Source organism: Streptomyces yatensis, assembly GCF_018069625.1.
Lineage (GTDB): Bacteria > Actinomycetota > Actinomycetes > Streptomycetales > Streptomycetaceae > Streptomyces > Streptomyces yatensis.
In genome coordinates this window covers 682,591-704,345 of the sequence record NZ_CP072941.1, presented here as the reverse complement: position 1 = coordinate 704,345, position 21,755 = coordinate 682,591, and the positions used below count along the sequence as shown (strand labels likewise).

Here is a 21,755-nt window from a genome sequence, read left to right as displayed (position 1 = left end):
ACGGCAAACCAGTGAGCGAGACCAAGCTCCGCGACTACCTCAACAAGGTGACGACCGATCTGCACCGCACCCGTCTGCGCCTTCGGGAGGTGGAGGAGAAGAACCGGGAGCCCATCGCGATCGTCGCGATGAGCTGCCGCTTCCCCGGCGGGGTCAGCTCTCCTGAGGACCTGTGGCGCATGGTCGCCGACGGCGCCGACGGGCTCTCGCCGTTTCCGAAGGACCGCGGCTGGCACGAGGAGGTGTACAACCCGGACCCCGACAGTCAGGGCACGAGCTATGTGAACGAGGGCGGGTTCCTGCACGACGCCGCCATGTTCGACCCGGTGTTCTTCGGGATCTCCCCGCGTGAGGCGCTGGCGATGGACCCCCAGCAGCGGCTGCTGCTGGAGGCGTCCTGGGAGGTCCTGGAGCGGGCCGGCATCGACCCGCTGTCCGTCAAGGGCACCACCGGCGGCGTGTTCATGGGCGCCGCGTTCCAGGGATACGGCGCGGCCGGCCCGATCGAGGCCGAAGAGGTCGAAGGCCATCTGATGACGGGGCAGACGCCCGCCGTCACCTCCGGCCGGATCTCCTACGTCCTCGGTCTCGAGGGCCCCGCGGTGACGGTGGACACGGCGTGCTCGTCGTCCCTGGTGACGCTGCACCTGGCCGCGCAGGCGCTGCGCCAGGGCGAGTGCGACTTCGCCCTGGCCGGCGGCATCACCGTGATGGCCGGGCCCGGAACGTTCACCGAGTTCAGCCGTCAGCGGGGACTCGCGACCGACGGCCGCTGCAAGCCCTTCGCGGCGGCCGCGGACGGCACCAACTGGTCCGAGGGCGTCGGCGTACTGCTCGTGGAGCGGCTGTCCGACGCCCGCCGCCACGGCCACCCCGTGCTGGCCGTGGTGCGCGGTTCCGCGGTGAACCAGGACGGGGCCAGCAACGGTCTGACGGCCCCCAACGGCCCCTCGCAGCGCAGGGTGATCCGTCAGGCGCTCGACAACGCGGGACTCACCCCGGACGATGTCGACATCGTGGAGGCGCACGGCACCGGCACCTCGCTCGGCGACCCGATCGAGGCGCAGGCGCTGATCGCGTCCTACGGCCAGGACCGGCCGGCGGACCGGCCGCTGTGGCTGGGATCCATCAAGTCCAACATCGGCCACGCGCAGGCGGCGGCGGGTGTCGCGGGGATCATCAAGATGGTGATGGCCATGCGGCACGGCATCCTGCCCAAGACGCTGCACGTGGACGAGCCGACCCCGCATGTGGACTGGTCGGCGGGGGCCGTGGAGCTGCTGACCGAGGCCCGGCCCTGGCCGGAGACGGACCGGCCCCGCCGGGCGGCGATCTCCTCCTTCGCGATCAGCGGGACCAACGCGCACACCATCATCGAGCAGGCCACCGAGGCCGAGGAGCCGGAGCCGGACGGATCCGGGGCCGAGGCTCCCCACCCGGTCGCCTCCGCCGTCGTGCCCTGGCTGCTCTCGGGCAAGGGCGAGGCCGCGCTGCGGGCGCAGGCCGAGCGGCTGTACGCCCGTCTGACAGCTCAGGGCCCCGCCGAGGACGACGAGCTCGCGACGGCGTCGGTGGCGGACATCGGCTACTCCCTGGCGGCGTCCCGGTCGGCGTTCGAGCACCGCGCGGCGGTGATCGGCGAGGACCGCGAGAGCCTGCTGCGCGGCCTGCACGCCGTGGCCGAGGGCGAGGTGACCCCGGGCGTGGTCAGGGGACAGGCCGCGAAGGGACGCAGGACCGCCTTCGTCTTCCCCGGTCAGGGTGCGCAGTGGATGGGCATGGCGGTGGGGCTGCTGGAGTCCTCGCCGGTGTTCGCGGAGGCGATCGGCGAGTGTGAGACGGCCCTGTCCGCTCATGTGGACTGGTCGCTGACCGAGGTGCTGCGCGGTGCCGAGGGCGCCCCCGGCTATGACCGGGTGGACGTCGTCCAGCCGGCGTTGTTCGCCGTGATGGTGTCGCTGGCGAAGCTGTGGCGTTCGGTGGGCGTGGAGCCGGATGCCGTGATGGGCCACAGCCAGGGTGAGATCGCGGCGGCCTGTGTCGCGGGTGCGCTCTCGCTGGAGGACGCCGCGAAGGTGGTGGCGTTGCGGTCGCAGGCGATCGCCGCCGGTCTGGCCGGTCGTGGTGGCATGGTGTCGGTCGGACTGCCGGCGGATGAGGTCAAGGAGCGCATCGCCCCCTGGGACGGCGCGATCTCGGTCGCGGCGGTCAACGGCCCCGGTTCCGTCGTGGTCTCGGGTGACCCGGGTGCGCTGGACGAGATGGTCGCGCAGCTGGAGGGTGAGAAGGTGCGGGTCCGCCGGGTTCCGGTGGACTACGCCTCGCACTCCGCCCATGTGGAGGCGATCCACGAGGAGCTGCTGAAGGTCCTGGCGGGCATCGCGCCGCGTTCCTCCGAGGTGCCGTTCTACTCGACCGTCTCCGGCGAGGTGATGAACACGGCGGGTCTGGACGCGGAGTACTGGTTCCGCAACCTGCGGCAGACCGTCGAGCTGGAGTCCACGACGCGCACCCTGCTCGCTGAGGGCCACAGCGTGTTCATCGAGGTGAGCCCGCATCCGGTGCTGACCCTGCCGGTGCAGCAGACGGTGGAGGCCGCCGAGGCGCGGGCCGTGGTCATGGGCACCCTGCGGCGCGACGAGGGCGGAACCGAGCGGTTCCTGACCTCCGCCGCCGAGGCCCACGTCAGTGGCGTCGGTGTCGACTGGCCCAAGGTGTTCGCGGGACACGGCGCCCGCCGGGTCGATCTGCCGACCTACGCCTTCCAGCGTCAGCGCTATTGGCTGGACGGGATGGCGGCCGGCGGCGACGTGGGATCGGTGGGCCTCGGCGCGGTGGCGCACCCCATGCTGAGCGCCGCGACCTCGCTGGCCGGCGGCGGCGGAGTGCTGCTCAGCGGGCGGCTGTCGATCGCCACTCACGCCTGGCTCGCCGACCACGCGGTGCAAGGCGTGGCGCTGGTGCCCGGAACGGCCTTCGCGGAGATGGCCGCCCAGGCGGGGGACCAGGTCGGCTGCGGCCGGGTCGATGAGCTGGTGCTGGTGGCGCCGCTGGCGATGCCCGAGCGCGGAGGGGTGCAGATCCAGGTCGAGGTGGGGGAGGCCGACGCCTCCGGCCGCCGCGACGTCAGCATCTACTCGCGACTGGAGCCGGCCGACGACAGCGCCGACCTCGAGCAGCCGTGGGTGCAGCACGCTCACGGAGCGCTCACCCCGCCCGCGCCCGCGGCCTCCTTCGACTTCGCGAAGTGGCCGCCCTCCGGCGCCAAGCCCGTCGACGTCTCCGGCGGCTACGAGCACGCCGAGGAGCACGGGCTGTACTACGGTCCCGCTTTCCGGGGCCTGCGGCGCGCCTGGAAGCGCGGCGACGCGGTGTTCGCCGACGTCGAACTGCCCGAGGACCAGCTCGGCGTGGCGAAGTACTTCGGTCTGCACCCGGCCCTGTTCGACGGCGCCCTCCAGGCGATCGGCGCGAACAACGCGCTGCGCGGCGGCGACGACGCACCGAGCGCGGGCAATCTGATGCCGTTCTCGTGGCGGGGCTTCTCCCTGGAAGCCGTCGGTGCCCAGGCGCTGCGGGTCCGGGTCGTCCCGGACGGACGGCAGGCCGTGTCGCTGGCCATGGCCGACTCCTCGGGCCGCCCGGTGGCCACCGTCGACTCCCTCCTCTTCCGGCCCATGCAGGCCGCCGCGTTGCAGAGCATGAGCCGGACCGCCGGTGAAGCGCTGTTCCGCATGGAGTGGACGGCGGACGGTGCCCAGCCCGCCGAGGGCGTGGCACCCGGCTGGTGGGCGGTGCTGGTCGACGACTGCCTCGGCGTGGGCGGCGCTCTGGAGGCGGCGGGCTTCTACCCCGCCGATGTGTACCCGGACACCGAGGCGCTCAGCGACACCGTGGCGGCGGGCACGAGCATGCCCGGCATGGTGGTACTGCCGGTCGCGTCGAGTGGCTCCGATGTGGTGGACGAGGTCCACACCCGGGTCGCCGAGGTGCTGGAGACCGTTCAGTCGTGGGTGGCGGACGACCGGTTCGCGGACGTCCCGCTGGTGGTGCTGACCAAGGGCGCCGTCGACACCGGCGACGGTGTGGGGGACCTGTCGGGTGCGGCCGCATGGGGTCTGGTGCGGTCGGCGCAGTCCGAGCACCCCGGACGGGTGGTGCTGGTCGACACGGATGATGTCGAGCGTGCGGTGGGACTTCTCGGGGGGCTGCTGGCCACTCGTGAGGAGCAGGTGGTGGTGCGTTCGGGCGAGGTCCGCGTGCCACGGCTGGCCCGCGCCCTGCCCACGGGTGACGCTCCCGAGTCGGAGGTCTTCGGTTCCGGCGCCGTGCTGGTGACCGAGGGCACGAGCGCCCGGGGCGGTCTGGTGGCCCGGCATCTGGTGGCCCGGCACGGTGTCACGAAGCTGGTGCTGCTGTCCCGCCGTGATGCGGAGACGGACGGCGCGGCCGAACTGCGGGCCGAACTGGAGGCCGCGGGCGCCACGGTGGTGGTCACCACGTGCAACGCCGCGGACCGTGACGCGCTTGCCGCGGTGCTGGCCGCGCTGCCCGAGGAATTCGCGCTGAGCGCCGTGGTCCATGCGGACGAGGTGCTCGACGACGGGCTGTTCGCCTCGCTGACACGCGAGCGGGCGAGCGCGATGCTGCGGACGAAGGTGGACGCGGCCTGGAACCTGCACGAGCTGACCGCGGGCATGGACCTGTCGGCGTTCGTGCTGTTCTCCGCGACCGCGGGTCTGCTCGGCGCGACCGGACAGAGCGACTACGCCGCGGCCAACGTGTTCCTGGACGGCCTCGCGTCGTGGCGCCGCGCCCGGGGACTGCCGGGCGTCTCGTTGGCCTGGGGCCGGTGGGCCCAGGACGCCGACGGGGCACGGTCCGAGCAGGCGATGATCGACAACTGGCGCTACCAGGTGTCGTGGAAGCCGGTCCCGGACCCGTCCCGGAGGTCGCTGTCGGGGACCTGGCCGGTGGTGGTTCCGGCGTCCCGCGCCGGGGACGAGCTGGTCTCGGAGGTCGTCGCCGGGCTCGAGCGGCACGGCGCGCAGGTGGTCTCGGTCGTGCTGGACGAGCGGGATCTCGATGCGAGCGTGCTCGCCGAGCGGCTGCGCGAGGTGGCCGGACAGGCCCCCGAACTGGGCGGTGTGCTCTCACTGCTGGCCCTGGACGAGGAGCCCTGCCCGGGGCACCCGGCCATGCCGAACGGCTACGCGCTGAGCCTGGTGCTGGTGCGGGCCATGGTCGAGGCGAGGATTCCGGCCCGGCTGTGGAGCGCTACGCGAGGGGCCGTCTCGGTGGACGGTTCGGAGCGGCTCACCAGCCCGATACAGGCGATGGTGTCGGCGCTGGGCCGGGTGGCCGCGCTGGAGCTGCCGCCGCTGTGGGGCGGTGTGGTCGATCTGCCCGCGTCGCTGGACGAGCGCGGTGCGGCGCGGCTGGCCGGTGTGCTGTCCGTCGAGGGCGGCGAGGACCAGGTCGCGGTGCGCGGCTCCGGTGTCTTCGTACGCCGTCTGGTGCGCTCGGCTCCGCCCGTCGCACAGGGGACGCCGTGGCGCCCGCGCGGCACGGTGCTGGTCACCGGTGGCACCGGCGGGCTCGGCGGTGAGGTGGCCCGGTGGCTGGTGGGCAAGGGCGCCGAGCACCTGGTGCTGACCAGCCGCCGGGGCCCTGAGGCGCCGGGCGCGGCCGAACTGCGCGAGGAGCTGGAGAAGCTGGGTGCCCGGGTGACCGTGGCGGCCTGCGACGTGGCCGACCGTGAGCAGCTGGCCGCGGTGCTGGACGCGGTGCCGGAGGAGTATCCGCTGACGGGGGTCGTCCACGTGGCGGGCGCCACCGGCGGGACGCCTCTGCTGGAGACCGGCCTGGCCGATGCCGCCACCCTCGTGGCGGGCAAGGTGGCGGGTGCCGTCAACCTGGACGCGCTGCTGGGCGACCGGGAGCTCGACGCGTTCGTGGTCTTCTCCTCCATCTCCGGTCTGTGGGGCAGTGGCGGCCTGTCCGCCTACAGTTCCGCCAACGCTTATCTGGACGCGCTGGTGGAGGACCGCCGCGGGCGGGGACTCGCCGGCACCTCCGTGGTCTGGGGCCCCTGGGCCGAGATCGGCATGGCGGCCGGGGACGACCAGGGCGAGCACCTGGAGCGGCGTGGGCTGCCCCGGCTGGCGCCACAGCCGGCGATGGCCGGTCTGGAGCGCGTCATAGCGGATGACGACGGTGTGGTGACGGTCGTGAACGTGGACTGGGAACGGTTTGTTCCCGCGTTCACCGCGGGCCGGCCCAGCCCGTTGCTGAGCGATCTCTACGAGGTCCGGCGGCTGGACGCGACGTGGAACGACGTGGCGCGCACCGGTCTGGCGCCGCTCACCTCCGACGAGGGGCTGGAGCTCTTCGACGCCGGTGTCACCTCCGGCACGGCCGTGGTGATTCCCGCCCGGCTGGACGTGGCCGCGCTGCGCGCGCAGGGCGCCGCGCTGCCCGCCGTGTTCCGACCCGTCGTCCCGGAAGCCCCTGTCCGGCGTTCGGCCCGGGCGGCGGAGTCCGAGGTGGACCAGCCCACCCAGCTGCGGCAACGGCTGGCGGGGCTGTCGGAGTCCGAGCGGGACGAGGCTCTTCTGGAAATGGTGCGTACCGTCGCCGCCGCGGTGCTCGGGTTCGCATCACCCAACGACATCGACACCGGCCATGAGTTCATGGAGATGGGCTTCAACTCCCTCACGGCGGTCGAATTCCGTAATCAGCTGGCGGCCCTCACCGGCCTCAGGCTGAACACCACGGTCGTCTTCGACTACCCGAGCCCGGGCGAGATGGTGGCCCATCTGCGCCCCCGGCTCGCGGCCGAGATCGCGTCCGCCCCCGCCGTCGGCCAGATCCAGGAGCAGACCGCTCCGGCCGCGGTACCGGCCGCGCCCGTGGCCGAGCCCGCTTCCCCGGCACCCCAGGGGAGCGCGCCCGACACCCTCGGCTCCCTCTACCGGCTGGCGGCCCAGCAGGGCAAGTCCAGCATCGGCATGGAGCTGCTGGTGAGCGCGGCAAAGCTCCGCCCGACCTTCGAGGACCCGGCCGACTTCGAGGGGAACATCAGGCCCGCGCGGCTCTCCCGGGGTCCCGGGCGTCCCCGGCTGATGTGCTTCGCCTCCCATGTCGCGCTGGGCGGCGTCCACCAGTACGCGCGGTTCGCCGCACCGTTCCGCGGCAACCGGGACGTGGCGGCCCTTCACACCGTGGGGTCGGTCGAGGGCGAGAGCCTTCCGGCCAACCTGGACGCGCTGTTCCGCCTGCAGGCGCGGGTCGTCGCCGAGTACGCCGAGGGCGCCCCGATCGTCCTGTGCGGCTCCTCGGCCGGAGGAATGCTCGCCCACTCGGTGGCCGCCGCTCTCGAGAGCCAGGGCACACCGGCCGCGGGAGTCGTCCTGATGGACACCTACCTTCCGTACACCACCAGGCTCGGCGGGGGAGTCGCGGACGCCTGGCTGGACGAAATGTACGAGCGGGAGGAGGTCGTCTCCATGGAGGGCGTCCGGATGTCCGCCATGGGCTGGTACGCGCATCTGATGGAGGGGTGGAAGCCGCCGGAGATCTCGGTTCCCAGCCTCCACCTTCGTGCGTCGGAGGTGTCGGCCGACCCGAACGCGCCGGCGGAGACATGGCAGGCCGACTGGCCCGCCGACACCGTCATCGACGTGCCCGGAAATCACTTCACCATGATGGAGAACTACGCGGACACCACCGCCCGGGCCGTCGAGGACTGGGTGGCCGACCTCTAACGGCCACGCGCCCGCCCGGCACCGACGAGTGCCGGGCGGGCGCCCACGCCGATGCTGCGTTCAGCGCGGCGCACAGCTTTGCCACAAGGTTTTTCCACAAAGCAGGAGATAGGTGAGCAGCATGTTGCGCGGGTCCAGCGACTCAGGCGAGTCCGGAATCCAGGCTGGGCCGGATTGCGGCGAGAGCCCAGGCGAACTTCCTTCACTCGCACCGGACTTCAGGGAACTGCCGGACCTCGAACAGCGCAGGGTCCTGTTCGACCTGGTACACGCACACGTCGCCGCGGCGCTGCGGTCGGAGTCACCGCGTACCCTCGACGCGGAGAGCTCGTTCCTCGACCTGGGGCTGGACTCGCTCGCGGCGGTCAATCTGCACCGCGGGCTGGTCGCCGCCACCGGGCTCACCCTCGATGTGTCGCTCGCCTACGACTATCCGACGCCCAGTGAGCTGGTGGACCACCTCCACCGGAAGATCTTCCCCGTCGCCGGGGACGACACCGCTCCCGCGCGTGCCGTCGTGGGCTCGGACGACCCCATCGCGATCGTCGGGATGAGCTGCCGCTTCCCCGGCGGCGTCAACAGCCCCGAGGACCTGTGGAAGGTGGTCTCCGAGGGCGTCGACGCCATCACCCCGTTCCCCACCGACCGCGGCTGGGACCTGGAGGCGCTCTACAGCCCGGACCCGGACCAGCCCGGCACCAGCTACGCCACCGAGGGCGGGTTCATCCACGACGCCCCCGAGTTCGACGCGGAGTTCTTCGGCATATCGCCCCGCGAGGCGCTGGCCATGGACCCGCAGCAGCGGCTGCTGCTGGAGACCAGCTGGGAGGTCTTCGAGCGGGCCGGTATCGATGTCACCAAGCTGCGGGGCAGCCGGACCGCCGTCTTCACCGGCGCGGAGCACCACGACTACGGACCCCACCTCCAGAGCACCAAGAGCGGCCTGGAGGGCTATGCGCTGACCGGCATCGCGGGCAGCGTCGCCTCCGGGCGCATCGCCTACACCTTCGGCTTCGAGGGCCCGGCGTGGACCGTGGACACCGCGTGCTCCTCGTCGCTGGTCTCCCTGCACCAGGCGGCGCACTCGCTGCGCCAGGGCGAGTGCGACCTGGCGCTCGCCACCGGCGTCGCCACCATGCCCACCCCGGGTGACTTCATCCTCTTCAGCCGCCAGCGCGGGCTCTCCTCCAACGGGCGCTGCAAGGCGTTCGGCGCCGAGGCCGACGGCACGTCGTGGGCCGAGGGCGTCGGCGTCCTGCTGGTGGAGCGGCTCTCGGACGCCCGGCGCAACGGCCACGAGGTGCTGGCCATCGTCCGTGGCACCGCCGTCAACCAGGACGGCGCCTCCAACGGTCTGACCGCCCCCAACGGGCGCTCCCAGCAGCGCGTCATCCGGCAGGCACTGGCCAACGCCGAGCTGACCGCGGACCAGATCGACGTCATCGAGGCGCACGGCACCGGCACCTCGCTCGGTGACCCCATCGAGGCGCAGGCGCTGATGGCCACCTACGGCGAGAGCCGCCCGGAGGGGGAGCCGGTCTGGCTGGGGTCCCTCAAGTCGAACATCGGCCACACCCAGGCGGCGGCCGGTGCGGGTGCCGTCATCAAGATGGTGATGGCCATGCGCCACGGCATCATGCCCAAGACGCTGCACGTGGAGGTGCCGACCCCGCACGTGGACTGGGCGTCGGGCGGCGTCGCGCTCCTCGCCGAGCAGCGCGCGTGGCCACAGAACGGGCAGCCGCGCCGTGCCGGTATCTCCTCGTTCGGCATGAGCGGCACCAACGCACACGCCATCATCGAGCAGGCCCCGCCGCAGGAGCCCGTCTCCGCGCCCGACGACGCCGACCTCGAGGAGACGGCGTCCCAGCCCATCTCGTGGCTGGTGTCCGCCAGGAGCGAGGAGGCGCTGCGGGCGCAGGCCGCGCGGCTGCGCGAGCACGTGGTGCGCGACCGCGACGCGAGCCCGGTCGACGTCGGATGGTCGTCCGCGGTGACGCGTGCCGCACTGGAGCAGCGGGCCGTGGTGGTGGCCTCCGACCGGGACGGGCTGCTGCGGGGACTCGCGGCGCTCGCCGAGGACACCGACGCGCCGGGCCTGGTGCTGGGCAGGTCCAGGGCGCAGCGGGTGGCCTTCCTCTTCACCGGCCAGGGCGCCCAGCGGATGGGCATGGGCCGGGAACTCTACGAGACCTACCCGCTGTTCGCCGACGTATTCGACGAGGCCTGCGACTATCTGGAGGTCCGCCTCGGCACCTCCGTGCTCGACGTGGTGTTCGGCCCCGAGGACGACGCCGCCGACGCCGGGAACACGTCCGGTGACGAGCTGAACCAGACGATGTTCACCCAGGCCGGGCTGTTCGCCTTCGAGGTGGCGCTGTTCCGCCTGCTGGAGTCCTGGGGTGTGCGCCCCGACTTCCTGATGGGGCACTCGGTGGGCGAGATCGCGGCCGCACACGTCGCCGGGGTGCTGTCCCTGGAGGACGCGTGCGCCCTGGTCGCGGCCCGTGGGCGGCTGATGCAGGAACTGCCCGAGGGCGGCGCCATGGTGGCCGTCCAGGCGTCGGAGCAGGAGGTCCTGGAGAGCCTGAAGGGCCGCGAGGACCAGGTGTCGCTGGCGGCGCTCAACGGTCCCACCTCCGTGGTGCTCTCGGGCGACGAGGACGCGGTGCTCGAACTCGCCGGCCTCTGGGAGGCACAGGGCCGCAAGACCAAGCGGCTGCGGGTGAGCCACGCGTTCCACTCCCCCCGGATGGACGCCATGCTGGAGGAGTTCCGCCAGCTCGCCGACTGCCTGGCGTACTCGGCCCCGGCGATCCCGGTCATCTCCAATGTCACCGGCGATGTGGCCGGCGACGAACTGGCCACCGCCGAGTACTGGGTCCGCCATGTGCGTGAAGCCGTCCGCTTCGACGACGGCATGCGCTCCCTGGCGGCCCAGGGAGTGACGACCTGCGTGGAGCTCGGCCCCGACGCCGTGCTCACCGCGATGGGCCAGGACTGCCTGGACGCCATCGACGCCGACGCGGCGTTCGTGCCCCTGGCCCGGGCCGGGCGCGCCGAGGCGCAGACGCTGGCGGAGGCCGTCGCCACCCTCTACACCAACGGCGTCGGCGTGGACTGGAACGCGGTGTACGCCGGGCGCGGCGCCCGCCGGGTCGGCCTGCCGACCTACGCCTTCCAGCACAAGCGGTACTGGCTCGAGGCGGGCGGCGCCGTGACCGGTGACGCCCGCAGCGTCGGCCTCGGCCGGGTGGACCACCCGCTGCTCGGCGGCCTCACCGAACTGGCCGACGGCGAGCGCACCGTGCTGACGGGGCGGCTCTCCCTGCAGACGCACCCCTGGCTCGCCGACCACGCCGTGGCCGGCGGAGTGCTCTTCCCCGGCACCGGGTTCGTGGAGCTGGGCCTGCTCGCGGGCACCGAGACCGGGGCCGGACGGCTTGGCGAGCTCACCCTCGAGACGCCGCTGCTCCTGCCCGAGCAGGGCGGCGTCCGCGTCCAGCTCGTGGTCGGCCCCACGGACGAGTCCGGGGTACGGCCGCTCGGCGTGTACTCGCGCTCCGACAGCGACGAGCCGGGCGAGGAATGGGTGCGCCACGCCCAGGGTGTCCTCGAGGCGGACAGCGGAGCCGCGGTCACCGACAGCCTGCTGCAGTGGCCCGTCCCGGGCGCCGAGCAGGTGCCGATGGAGGGCTTCTACGAGGGCCTGGCCCAGGTCGGTTACGGATACGGGCCGGTCTTCCAGGGGCTGGAGTCGGTCTGGCGGCTGGACGGCGATGTCTACGCCGAGGTGGCGCTGCCGGACTCGGCGGCCCAGGACGCCGGACGCTTCGGCCTGCACCCCGCCCTGCTGGATGCCGCCCTGCACGCCATGGAGATGGGCGACTTCGGCGGCGAGAGCGGGCGCGTGACGCTGCCGTTCTCCTTCACCGGGGTGACCCTGCACGCGGTGGGCGCCGGACGGGTGCGGGTGCGGCTGCGCCCGCAGGGCAAGGACACGGTCGCGCTGCTGGTGACCGACGCCATGGGTGAGCCCGTCGCCTCGGTGGAGTCGCTGGTGGTGCGCGAGGTGGCGCCCGAGCGGTTCGCCTCGGGTCCGCGCTCCAGCGGCGGCGACGGAACGCTGTTCCGGGCCAACTGGGATGTGTTCCCCGCCGCGCGGGGCGGCAGCCTCACCGTGGACGGTGTGTCCGCGGCGGTCATCGGCGCCGACCGGGCCCGGGCGGGCGAACTGCTCGCCGCCTCCGGCGTCGAGTACGCCGAGTACGCCGGGACGGACGAGCTCCTCGCCGCCGTCGACGGGGGCGCCGCGCTCCCGGACGTGGTCTGGGCCTGGTGCGGCGCCGCGCCGGACACCGAGGACATCGCCGACGCCGCCCGGAAGTCGACCCACCGGGCGCTGGCCCTGGTGCAGTCCTGGCTGGCGGAGGACCGGTTCGAGGGATCCCGGCTGGTGGTGGTGACCGGCGACGCGGTCGCGACCGGCCCGGGCGAGGGCGTGGCCGGACTGGCCAACGCCGCCGTGTGGGGACTGGTGCGCTCGGCGGCCACGGAGAACCCGGGCCGGCTCGTGCTGGTGGACATCGACCGCCACGCCGAATCCGCCACCGCCGCCGCCGGCCTGGTGACGGCCGCCATCGCGGCGGGCGAGCGCGAGGTGGCCGTTCGGGTGGGCCAGGGGCTGATTCCCCGGCTCGCCAGGAACGCCGCCGGGCGGGTGCTCGAGGCCCCCGCCGACACCTCCGCGTGGAAACTGGGCACCAGCGGCGGAGGCACCCTGGACAACCTCTCGCTGCAGCCCGACCCGTCGGCCGAGGCGCCGCTGGCTCCCGGCTACGTCCGGATCGCGGTGCGCGCCGCCGGTCTGAACTTCCGGGACGCGCTGATCGCCATCGGCATGTACCCCGACGACCACGCCACCATGGGTGGCGAGGGCGCCGGTGTGGTCCTGGAGGTCGGCCCGGGAGTCACCGACCTGGCACCCGGTGACCGGGTCATGGGCATGATCAACGCATCGTTCGGGCCCATCGCGATCGCCGACCGGCGGCAGATCGTCCCCATGCCGCGCGGCTGGACGTTCGCGCAGGGCGCGTCGGTGCCGGTGGTCTTCCTGACGGCCTACATCGGCCTGGTGGAACTCGGCAAGCTGCAGCCGGGCGAGTCCATCCTCGTGCACACCGCCACCGGTGGTGTGGGCATGGCGGCCACGCAACTCGCGCGCCACCTCGGCGCCGAGGTGTACGCCACGGCCAGCCCCGGCAAGTGGGACACCCTGCGGGCGATGGGATTCGACGAGAAGCACATCGCCTCCTCGCGTGACCTGGAGTTCGAGCGGCGCTTCATGGAGGCGTCCGGCGGCCGGGGCATGGACATGGTGCTGGACTCGCTCGCCCGCGAGTTCGTCGACGCGTCCCTGCGGCTGATGCCCAGGGGCGGGCGCTTCCTGGAGATGGGCAAGATCGATGTGCGCGACCCCGAGGTCGTCGCCGCCGAGCACCCCGGGGTCAAGTACGAGGCGTACGACCTGGTCGTCGCCGACTACGACTGGGTCCAGCGGATGCTGGTCGAACTGGTCGCCCTCTTCGACAGCGGCGCGCTGCACCCCCTCCCGCTGACGGCGTGGGACGTGCGCCGGGCCCCGGACGCGATCCGGCACATCAGCCAGGCCCGGCACATCGGCAAGAACGTGTTCACCATGTCCCACCCCCTGAACACCGAGGGTTCGGTGCTGGTGACCGGTGGCACCGGCGGCCTGGGCAGCGAGGTGGCGCGCCATCTGGTGGCCGAGCACGGAGTGCGCAACCTGGTGCTGGTCTCCCGGCGCGGGCCGGACGCGGCGGGCGCCGCCGACCTCAAGGCCGAACTGGCCGAGGCGGGCGCGTCGGTGACGCTGGCGGCCTGCGACGTGGCCGACCGCGCGTCGCTGGAGCGGGTGCTGTCCGCGGTGCCCGCCGAGCACCCGCTGACCGCGGTCGTGCACGCGGCGGGCGTACTCGACGACGGTGTCATCGACACCCTGTCGCCGAAGCGGATCGACGCGGTCTTCGAGCCGAAGGTCGACGCGGCGTGGAATCTGCACGAGCTGACCCGCCATCTGGACCTGGCGCAGTTCGTGATGTTCTCGTCCGTCGCCGGTGTGTTCGGCAGCCCGGGACAGGGCAACTACGCCGCGGCCAACGCCTTCCTGGACGCGCTCGCCGCACACCGGCGCTCCCTCGGCCTCCCCGCCACATCGCTGGCCTGGGGTCCGTGGGAACAGGGCGGCGGCATGACCGGCACGCTCAGCCAGGCGGACATGGTGCGCATGGCGCGCGAGGGCATGGCGGCCCTGTCCATGGCGGGCGGTCTGCGCCTGCTGGACGCCGGCCGGTCGGGCGAGGACGCCCTGCTGGTGCCGATGCGGCTGGAGACCTCGGCGCTCAGCGGCCAGGCGGACATCCCCACCCTGCTGCGCGGTGTGGTCCGGGTGCGGAGCAAGGCGGCGGCCGACGGCAAGGCGGCCGCTCCGGAATCGGCCCGGGTGAAGCTGGCCGGTCTCTCCGGAGCCGAACTCGACCGTGCGCTGCTGGACCTGGTGCGCGGCAGTGCGGCGATGGTGCTGGGGCACAGCGGCGCCCAGTCCATCGAGCCCGACCGCTCGTTCCAGAACCTCGGGTTCGACTCACTGGCGGGTGTGGAGTTCCGCAACCGGCTGAACTCGGCCACCGGGCTCCGCCTCCCCTCCACGCTGATCTTCGACAACCCCACGCCGGCGGCGCTCGCCGAGTACCTGCGTGGCCGGGTGGCGACGGACAGCCCGGCCGAGCCGGACGTCGATCCGGAAGAGGCCAGGATCCGTGCCGTGCTGGCGTCGATTCCGCTGGAGCGGCTGCGCCGCGCCGGTCTGCTGGACACGCTCACGGAGCTGGCGAGCGGCAAGGAGCAGGCCGAGAAGAACGCCGAGGAGAAGGAGACGGACTCCATCGACGCGATGGACGACGACGACCTGATCGACATGATGCTCGGAGACCTCGACTCCTGATGAAGTCCGAGTCCCCCCGGAGACCTCCGGGGGGACTCGGACTCTCGGGCAACGTCCGCCCTCGTCGCGGGTGTTCCTCACCCCCCAGAGCTTCAAGAAGAAGAAAGGCACAGTGAAACCCGATGACCGCAAAGCTCTTTACGACGGAAGCGGTGCACACGCTTCCCGAGTTCGAGCAGCGGGCCCTGGGCATCGCCGACGCGCTGCGCGAGCGTGGCATCAGCGACGGCACCCGGGTCATGCTGAAGGCGGGCAACTCCGCCGGTTACGTGGGGGCCCTCCTCGCCCTGATGCACGTCGGCGCGTCGATCGTCATGGTCGACCACCAGGAGCGGGCGGAGGCGACACAGCGCATCTGTGACCGGGCCGGCGTCAAGATATGCGTGGTGGACGACGACACCCCGATGCCCGAGAGCGGGCCGGCCCGGGTCACCGTCTACGAACTGCTCGTGGCGGCCGTGGAGCAGTCGCCCGCCGAGCGGCGGCTGTCCTTCGACACCTGGTGCGAGCTGCCCGACGGCCTGATCATGTGGTCCTCCGGGTCCACCGGGGAGCCCAAGGGCGTCGTCAAGACCGGGGCGAAGTTCCTGAAGAACCTTCAGCGTAACGCCGAGCAGGTGGGCCACCGCTCCGACGACGTCCTGCTGCCGCTGCTGCCCTTCTCCCACCAGTACGGGCTGTCCATGGTGCTCATCGCCTGGCTGGTCAAGTGCTCGCTGGTCATCGCGCCCTACCGGCGGCTGGACCGGGCGATGACCATGGCGGGCACCTGCGGGGCGACGGTGGTCGACGCCACCCCGGCCAGCTACCGCAGCATGCTCAACATGATCGGCCGTAAGCCCGCCCTGGGGGACGAGCTGTCGGGTGTCCGCATGTTCTGCAGCGGGGCCGCCCCGCTGGACCCCGGTCTGGTCGGCGACTACGTCAAGAGGTTCGGGCTGCCCCTGCTGGACAGCTACGGCAGCACCGAGGCCGGAAACGTGGCCTTCGCGACCGAGGACAACGTCGTGGCCTGCGGGCGGGCCGTCCAGGGCCTGAAGCTGCGGATCGTGGACGACGAGGGCGCGGCCCTCCCCTCGGGCGAGGTCGGGGAGATCCAGGTCCACTCGCCCGATCTGATGGAGGGTTACCTGGCGGACGACGGCACGGTGGCCCCCGTCGACCCGGCCAAGACCGACTGGTACCCCACCGGCGACTTCGGCTATCTCGACGGCGGGGACAACCTCTTCGTCCTCGGCCGGAAGTCCGCGGTGCACCGCAACGGCCATACGCTCTACCCCGAGATCATCGAGCACAAGCTGGCCGCGGGCGGCTGTCTCGTCAAGGTCGTGCCCGTCCCCGACGAGCAGCGCGGTTGCCAGCTGGTCTTCTTCGTGGAGGACGAGCAGCAGCGGGAGTCGCGGTTCTGGCGGGAGCCGATCGGCTCCCTGCTGCCCGCCTTCGAGCACCCCAACCGCATTCACGTCCTGGAGCGGTTCCCCCTGAACCGCAACGGCAAGCCCGACAAGCGACAACTCGAGCAGCTGGCTCTCGATCTGGCACCCGGAGCGAACGCATGACAGAGCCACAGGCGACAGAGTCCCGGACCCCAGAGCCCCAGGCCACCGAGTCGCAGGCAACGGAGTCACAGCCGGGCCGCACGGCGTTCGTCTTCCCCGGGATGGGGCCCTTCCGCTTCACCGACGTGGGCGAGTTCCTGCTGACCAACCCCCATGCCCGGCGTCGGCTCGCGATCGCCGACGAGGTGGTGGGGTACTCCGTCTTCGACCGGTACCGCCAGTCGGACGGCGACGAGGAGGGGCAGTACGCCGCCCACACCCAGATCGCCTTCCTGACCGTCTGTCTCTCCCTCGCCGACTGGGCCGAGGAAACGCTGGGCGAGAAGCCCGAGCTGTGCGCCGGGCCGAGCTTCGGCCAGCGGGCCGCGGTCACCTACGCGGGGTCGCTGCCCTTCGAGGAGACCGTGCGGCTCACCGCCGATCTGGCCCGCTGCGAGGAGGAGTACTTCGCGCGGGAGCACCGCGAGGCGGTCACCCACTGTGTGATCCACACCCCCGAGGAGAGCCTGCGCAAGGCGCTGGACGAGCTGGACGACGAGGGGGAGTGGCACGACGTCTCCGGCCACATCGACCGGGGCTTCTACCTCGTGTCCCTGCGCGAGCCCGTGCTCGACCGGTTCAAGAAGCGGATCGGCGACCTCGGCGGCTACAACATGTACACGATGTGGCCGCCCGTCCACGCCCCCTCGTTCGGCGACCTGCGCCGCAAGGCGGAGGAAGAGGTCTTCGGCGGCTTCCAGCTGGCCGACCCCAAGATTCCGGTGGTCTCCGACCAGAACGGCGCGCTGCTGACGGATGCGGAGGGGGTGCGCACCATGCTGCTCGACACCTTCAACTGCCCGATCCGCTGGCCGGACATGGTGGAGACGATGCGGGGGCAGGGCATCACCAAGGTCTGCATCTCGGGTCCGGACAACCTCTTCGGCCGGGTGAACAGCACCGGGGAGAACTTCGAGGTCCTGGCCATCGACGCCCGCAAGGCGATGCGCCCGCGCGTCCGTCAGAGGAGTGCTCGCCGGGCGCGGCGGTGACCGCCGTTCCGCCCGCGGCCGCGGCCGGCCCCGGATCGTCGTCCGCCGTCTGATGGAGGCGCTGCCCTCGGGCAGCGCCCAGCCGGCGGCCGTCGTCCGTGGCGCCGCCTCGCCTCCAAATTGACTGATCGATCTCGAAAGGTTAGTGTGCCGGTATGGCACGGAGGAAGGAATTCGACCCCGAGGTCGCGCTGGACGCCGCGATGCGGCTGTTCTGGCGCAATGGCTACGAGGGGACGTCCACCAGCGACCTGGTGGACGGGCTGGGGATCGCGCGGGCCAGTCTGTACGGGACCTTCGGGTCCAAGCGCGGACTGTATCTGGCCGCGCTCGACCGCTTTCTCTCCGGCGCCGCGGCGCCGAGCCCGGCCGACATCCTGGCATCCCGTGCGTCCGCCCTGGACGCCGTCCGGGATCTGCTGGAGACCAGCGCGGCAGACCCGAAACCGGGCACGCCCCAGGGCTGCTTCGCGGTCAACGCCACGGTGGAGCACGGGGATTCCGACCCCGAGATCTCGCGGCGGCTGGAGGGCAACCGAAGCCGCCTCGAGACCGCGCTGTACGGCGCGCTGCTGAGGGCGCGTGCGCAGGGCGAGCTGGCGCCCGGCGTCGATCCGAGTTCGGCGGCGACCATGCTGGCCTCGCTCAACAGTGGCCTGAAGGTGCTGTCGTGCGCGGGCGAGGGCCAGCGCGACCGCATCACCACCACGATCGACACGGTCATGGCGATGCTGACCTCCCCGGCGGCCGCCGTCACCGACTGACGGCGGCGATCCGCGACCGTACCGACGCGTGGGACACCCATATCTCTGGGTGTCTTGTGTTTGCCCTAATTCAAGACTAATCAGTCCCGAACCATGGAGGGCTCATGCTTTTCGACCATCGTGGAGACCCCGTCCGCACCGGCCGCGCCGCCGTCAACGGCACCAAGCTCCATTACCGAACGGCCGGCTCCGGCCCGGTGGTGGTACTGCTGCACGGAGTGCCCAAGACCGGCTACCACTGGCGGCATCTGGTCCCGAAGCTGACGGCACGGCACACCGTCGTGGTGCCGGACCTCCGTGGTCTGGGCGACTCGGCCCGTCCCGCGGACGGATTCGACTGCGCCACCATGAGCGACGACATCGCCGCGCTCATGGCCCACCTCGGGCATGAGTCCTACACCGCCATGGGGGAGGACTGGGGAGCGGTGGTCGCCTACCAGCTCGCCGCCCGGCACCGTGAGCACGTCGAGGCCCTGGTGTTCGCCGAGGCGCTGTTGCCCGGCTTCGGCTTCGAGGACCACACCGCCCTGACCCACGAGAATGTCTCGGGCGGGATGTTCCTGTGGCATCTGGGCTTCTATTTCCAGCCGGACGTACCCGAGATGCTGATCGCCGGGCATGAGCGCGAACTCATCACCTACATGCTCAAGGACGAGCGCAGCTACCCCGACACCGCCACCGCCGAGGCGATCGACGAGTATGTGCGCTGCTACTCCATGCCCGGCGGTATCCGCTCGATGCTGGCGATCTACCGGGCGATGCTCGTGGACGCCGACCAGAACCGGGAAGCGGCGCGCACGATGCTGGACATCCCCGTGCTGGCGCTCGGCGGCGACGCGTTCATCGGCGAGCGGAACGAGACCCAGATGCGGCTGCTCGCCCATGACGTCACCGGCCATGTCTTCCAGGCCGGACACGACCTCGCCGAGGAGGTGCCGGAGGAGGTGGCCGATGTCCTGCTGCCGTTCCTGGCCGACCGGCTCACCTGACCCGAACCGAGGACGCGCAGGGCCCGGCTCCCCGCCCCCGTGCTCTCTTGTGGTGACTCGGGGCCTGTAGGAGAGTGGCCCCATGGGCACCAAGCGGTACACCGGCTCGCCCGAGGACGCCGATCTGATGCGCGCGGACTCCTTGGCGCGGGAGATCTTCGCGGATGTCGCCAACAAGTGGGCGTTCCTGATCATCGAGTTCCTCGGTGAACGCACCCTGCGCTTCGGCGAGTTGCGGAACGAGGTCGAGGGCATCAGCCACAAGATGCTCACCCAGAACCTGCGCATGCTGGAGCGCAACGGCCTGGTCGAGCGGAAGGTGCACCCCACCGTGCCGCCCCGGGTCGAATACACCCTCACCGAGGCGGGCCGGACCCTGCGCGCGACGGTCGACGGCATGTGCGGCTGGACCCACACCTACCTCGGCCATATCGAGGACTCCCGCCGCCGCTTCGACGGCTGATCCCAGGGCTCACACGCGGAGCGCGTGGTGGCCCCGCCTCCTGCGGGGCCACCACGCGGCCACCTCGGCGGCCACGTCAGTCGAGGACCGCGGTGGCTTCGATCTCGACCAGGTGCTCGGGGACGTCCAGCGCGGCGACCCCCAGCAGCGTCCCCGGCGGGACCGGGGTGACCCCCAGCTTCGCGGCCGCCCGGGCGGCCCCCTCCAGGAACAGGGGCATCTTGTCGGGCGTCCAGTCGACGACGTAGACGGTCAGTTTCGCCACATCGTCGAAGGAGCCGCCGACCTCGGCCAGGGCGATGCCGATGTTGAGGTAGCACCGCTCGACCTGAGCGGCGAGGTCGCCTTCGCCGACCGTGACCCCGTCGGCGTCCCAGGCGACCTGTCCGGCGATATGGACCAGCCTCGACCCGGTCGCGATCGACACCTGCCGGTACACCTCGATCTCCGGCAATCCGCCGGGGTTCACCAGAGTGATGGCCATGTGCTGCCTGCCTTCTTCGTCATGGGGGCCCACGGGCTCGCTTCCGTAGAGCCCAAGAGCGCGCGCTCTCTCTTGGTTACTCGGAAACCGTAGGAGAGTGGCCGCTGACATGGAAGAACGCACTTTTCGGTGACTGGGGAACCTTTTGGTGACCGAGGAGCCCGGGCAGCTCGGCTACAACCCGGGCAGCTCGCCCACCAACGGATCAGGGGTTCAGGGGGAAGCTCACCGACCGGGACTTCTTCCACTCCTCGTGCTCCAGGTCCTTGGCCTCGGTGCCGTCCCCGTACAGATCGGCCGAGCCGCTGTCGGTGATGACCTGGGCCCGGGCACCGGGGGCCGTGAGGTCGGGCACGTCCACCACGATCTCCCAGCCGCCCGGATCGGCCGTCGGCAGGTCGAGCCGCTTGACCGGCTGGTGTCCGGCGACACCGTCCCAGGAGTAGAGCGCGTACGGGGCGCTGTTGTCCTCGGCCGCCCAGGAGCCGGCCACGATCAGGTACTGGCCCTTGCCGTTGCGGCGGATGTCGCGCACGCTCAGGCCCCCGAGGTCGAGGGTGATCGGGTCGCCGAAGGTGGCGTGGGTGTCCTTGTCGCTGCCGGACCGGGCCAGCTCATCGGCATTGGTGACCGGGACCAGCAGCGCCTTGCCGCCGTCGGCGGGCGGCACCAGCGGCGCCCGGAAGCCCAGGTACGCGGTGGAGCCGGAGCCGGGCGCGAACTCCAGGCCCTCGACGTTGAATCCGTCGATCTGCTTGGGCACCTGGCCGTCCTCGGTGCCCTTGGCGAAGCCGAGCCGGTCGCCGTTGGCCTTGTCCCAGTCCACCAGGTCCTCGCGCAGGCCCTGGTAGGAGCCGCCGACCTCGAGTTCGGTGTCGGCGCCCGACCCGGAGACGGTGGTGGTGAAGAGGGTGAAGCGGTCCTCCTTCGGCTCACCGTCCTTGTTGTTGCCCAGCGAGCCGGTCCAGTAGACGGTGTCGCCGACGCGGGCCGCGGCCTCGATGTCGATCTCCTTGTCGACATCGAGGCCGGAGCTGACGTCCCAGGTGCGCACCGGCGCACCGGAGGAGTCGCGGCGGTACAGGCGCAGGACGTTGGACTCGTCGTCGGCGACGACCATATAGCCGTCGCCGACGTCCACTGCGGCGGAGGAGTCGCTGGAGCCGGTGAGGTAGCGGGTGTCGGTGGCGTTGCCCACGGCGCCGGAGGCCGCGTAGTGCAGGGTGGTGGTGGCGCTCTTGCCGCCGAGGCCGTTCACCTTGAGGGTGAGGTCGGTGTAGCCCTCGCCGCGCGCCCGTACGGCCACCTCGCGGGTGGCGCCGGTGCCGGTCACCGTGACGTCCCCGGTCCGGGCGACCGAGCCGTGGGTGGTGGCGGTCGCGGACACGGTGAGCTCGTCCGCGTCGGCGCCGCTCTGGGCCACCTTCACGGTCACCGTCGGGTCGCCGGTGGCGCCGACGGCGCCGGACAGGTACGAGGTGGCGGGCTTGATGGTCGGCGTGCCGTAGTCCGCGTTCCCGGCCACCGCGGAGGCCGGGAGCGCGGACAGCGTCGTGGCGCCGGCCACCAGCGCCAGCGCGGCGGCGTGGACGACCCGGCGGGTACGGCGCGGGGGAGCGGCATGGAACGGGACCATCGTGAGCAACCCTTCGTCAGCTGCGGGGCCGGTCGGTGG

Annotated in this window: 8 protein-coding genes and 1 pseudogene; 7 read left to right on the top strand and 2 right to left on the bottom strand. The window is 72.0% G+C overall.

The window, feature by feature from the left end:
* Positions 1-11 precede the first annotated feature (11 nt).
* From J8403_RS02985 to J8403_RS02955, 7 genes and pseudogenes are all read left to right on the top strand, one after another.
* A pseudogene (locus J8403_RS02985) lies at positions 12-7,739 on the top strand (SDR family NAD(P)-dependent oxidoreductase); the annotation flags it as partial.
* A 139-nt stretch (positions 7,740-7,878) separates the two neighbouring features.
* On the top strand, positions 7,879-14,790 hold the full coding sequence (locus tag J8403_RS02980) for an SDR family NAD(P)-dependent oxidoreductase (protein WP_425519746.1): 6,912 nt from the start codon (positions 7,879-7,881) through the stop codon (positions 14,788-14,790).
* 122 nt (positions 14,791-14,912) lie between these two features.
* Positions 14,913-16,349, top strand: a complete 1,437-nt coding sequence (locus J8403_RS02975; protein ID WP_211121713.1) for a class I adenylate-forming enzyme family protein — start codon at positions 14,913-14,915, stop codon at positions 16,347-16,349.
* Positions 16,346-17,380, top strand: coding sequence for an ACP S-malonyltransferase (locus J8403_RS02970; RefSeq protein WP_211121712.1), 1,035 nt, complete (start codon positions 16,346-16,348; stop codon positions 17,378-17,380). The genes J8403_RS02975 and J8403_RS02970 overlap by 4 nt, the downstream gene beginning before the upstream one ends.
* Before the next feature lie 155 nt (positions 17,381-17,535).
* The gene (locus J8403_RS02965) at positions 17,536-18,144 is read left to right on the top strand and encodes a TetR/AcrR family transcriptional regulator (RefSeq protein ID WP_211121711.1); all 609 of its coding nucleotides are present in this window, start codon (positions 17,536-17,538) and stop codon (positions 18,142-18,144) included.
* A 104-nt stretch (positions 18,145-18,248) separates the two neighbouring features.
* Complete coding sequence (locus tag J8403_RS02960) at positions 18,249-19,133, top strand: alpha/beta fold hydrolase (RefSeq protein ID WP_211121710.1); 885 nt, start codon at positions 18,249-18,251, stop codon at positions 19,131-19,133.
* A gap of 82 nt (positions 19,134-19,215) precedes the next feature.
* Positions 19,216-19,596: a winged helix-turn-helix transcriptional regulator gene (locus tag J8403_RS02955; RefSeq protein WP_211121709.1), complete on the top strand. Its 381-nt coding sequence runs from the start codon at positions 19,216-19,218 to the stop codon at positions 19,594-19,596.
* 76 nt (positions 19,597-19,672) lie between these two features.
* Here the strand turns inward: J8403_RS02955 and J8403_RS02950 are convergent, their stop codons facing one another.
* Together J8403_RS02950 and J8403_RS02945 are read right to left on the bottom strand one after the other, a co-directional pair.
* Positions 19,673-20,080: a RidA family protein gene (locus J8403_RS02950; protein ID WP_059145616.1), complete on the bottom strand. Its 408-nt coding sequence runs from the start codon at positions 20,078-20,080 to the stop codon at positions 19,673-19,675.
* 205 nt (positions 20,081-20,285) lie between these two features.
* Positions 20,286-21,716, bottom strand: a complete 1,431-nt coding sequence (locus J8403_RS02945) for a DUF3616 domain-containing protein (protein ID WP_211121708.1) — start codon at positions 21,714-21,716, stop codon at positions 20,286-20,288.
* Between the last annotated feature and the right edge of the window lie 39 nt (positions 21,717-21,755).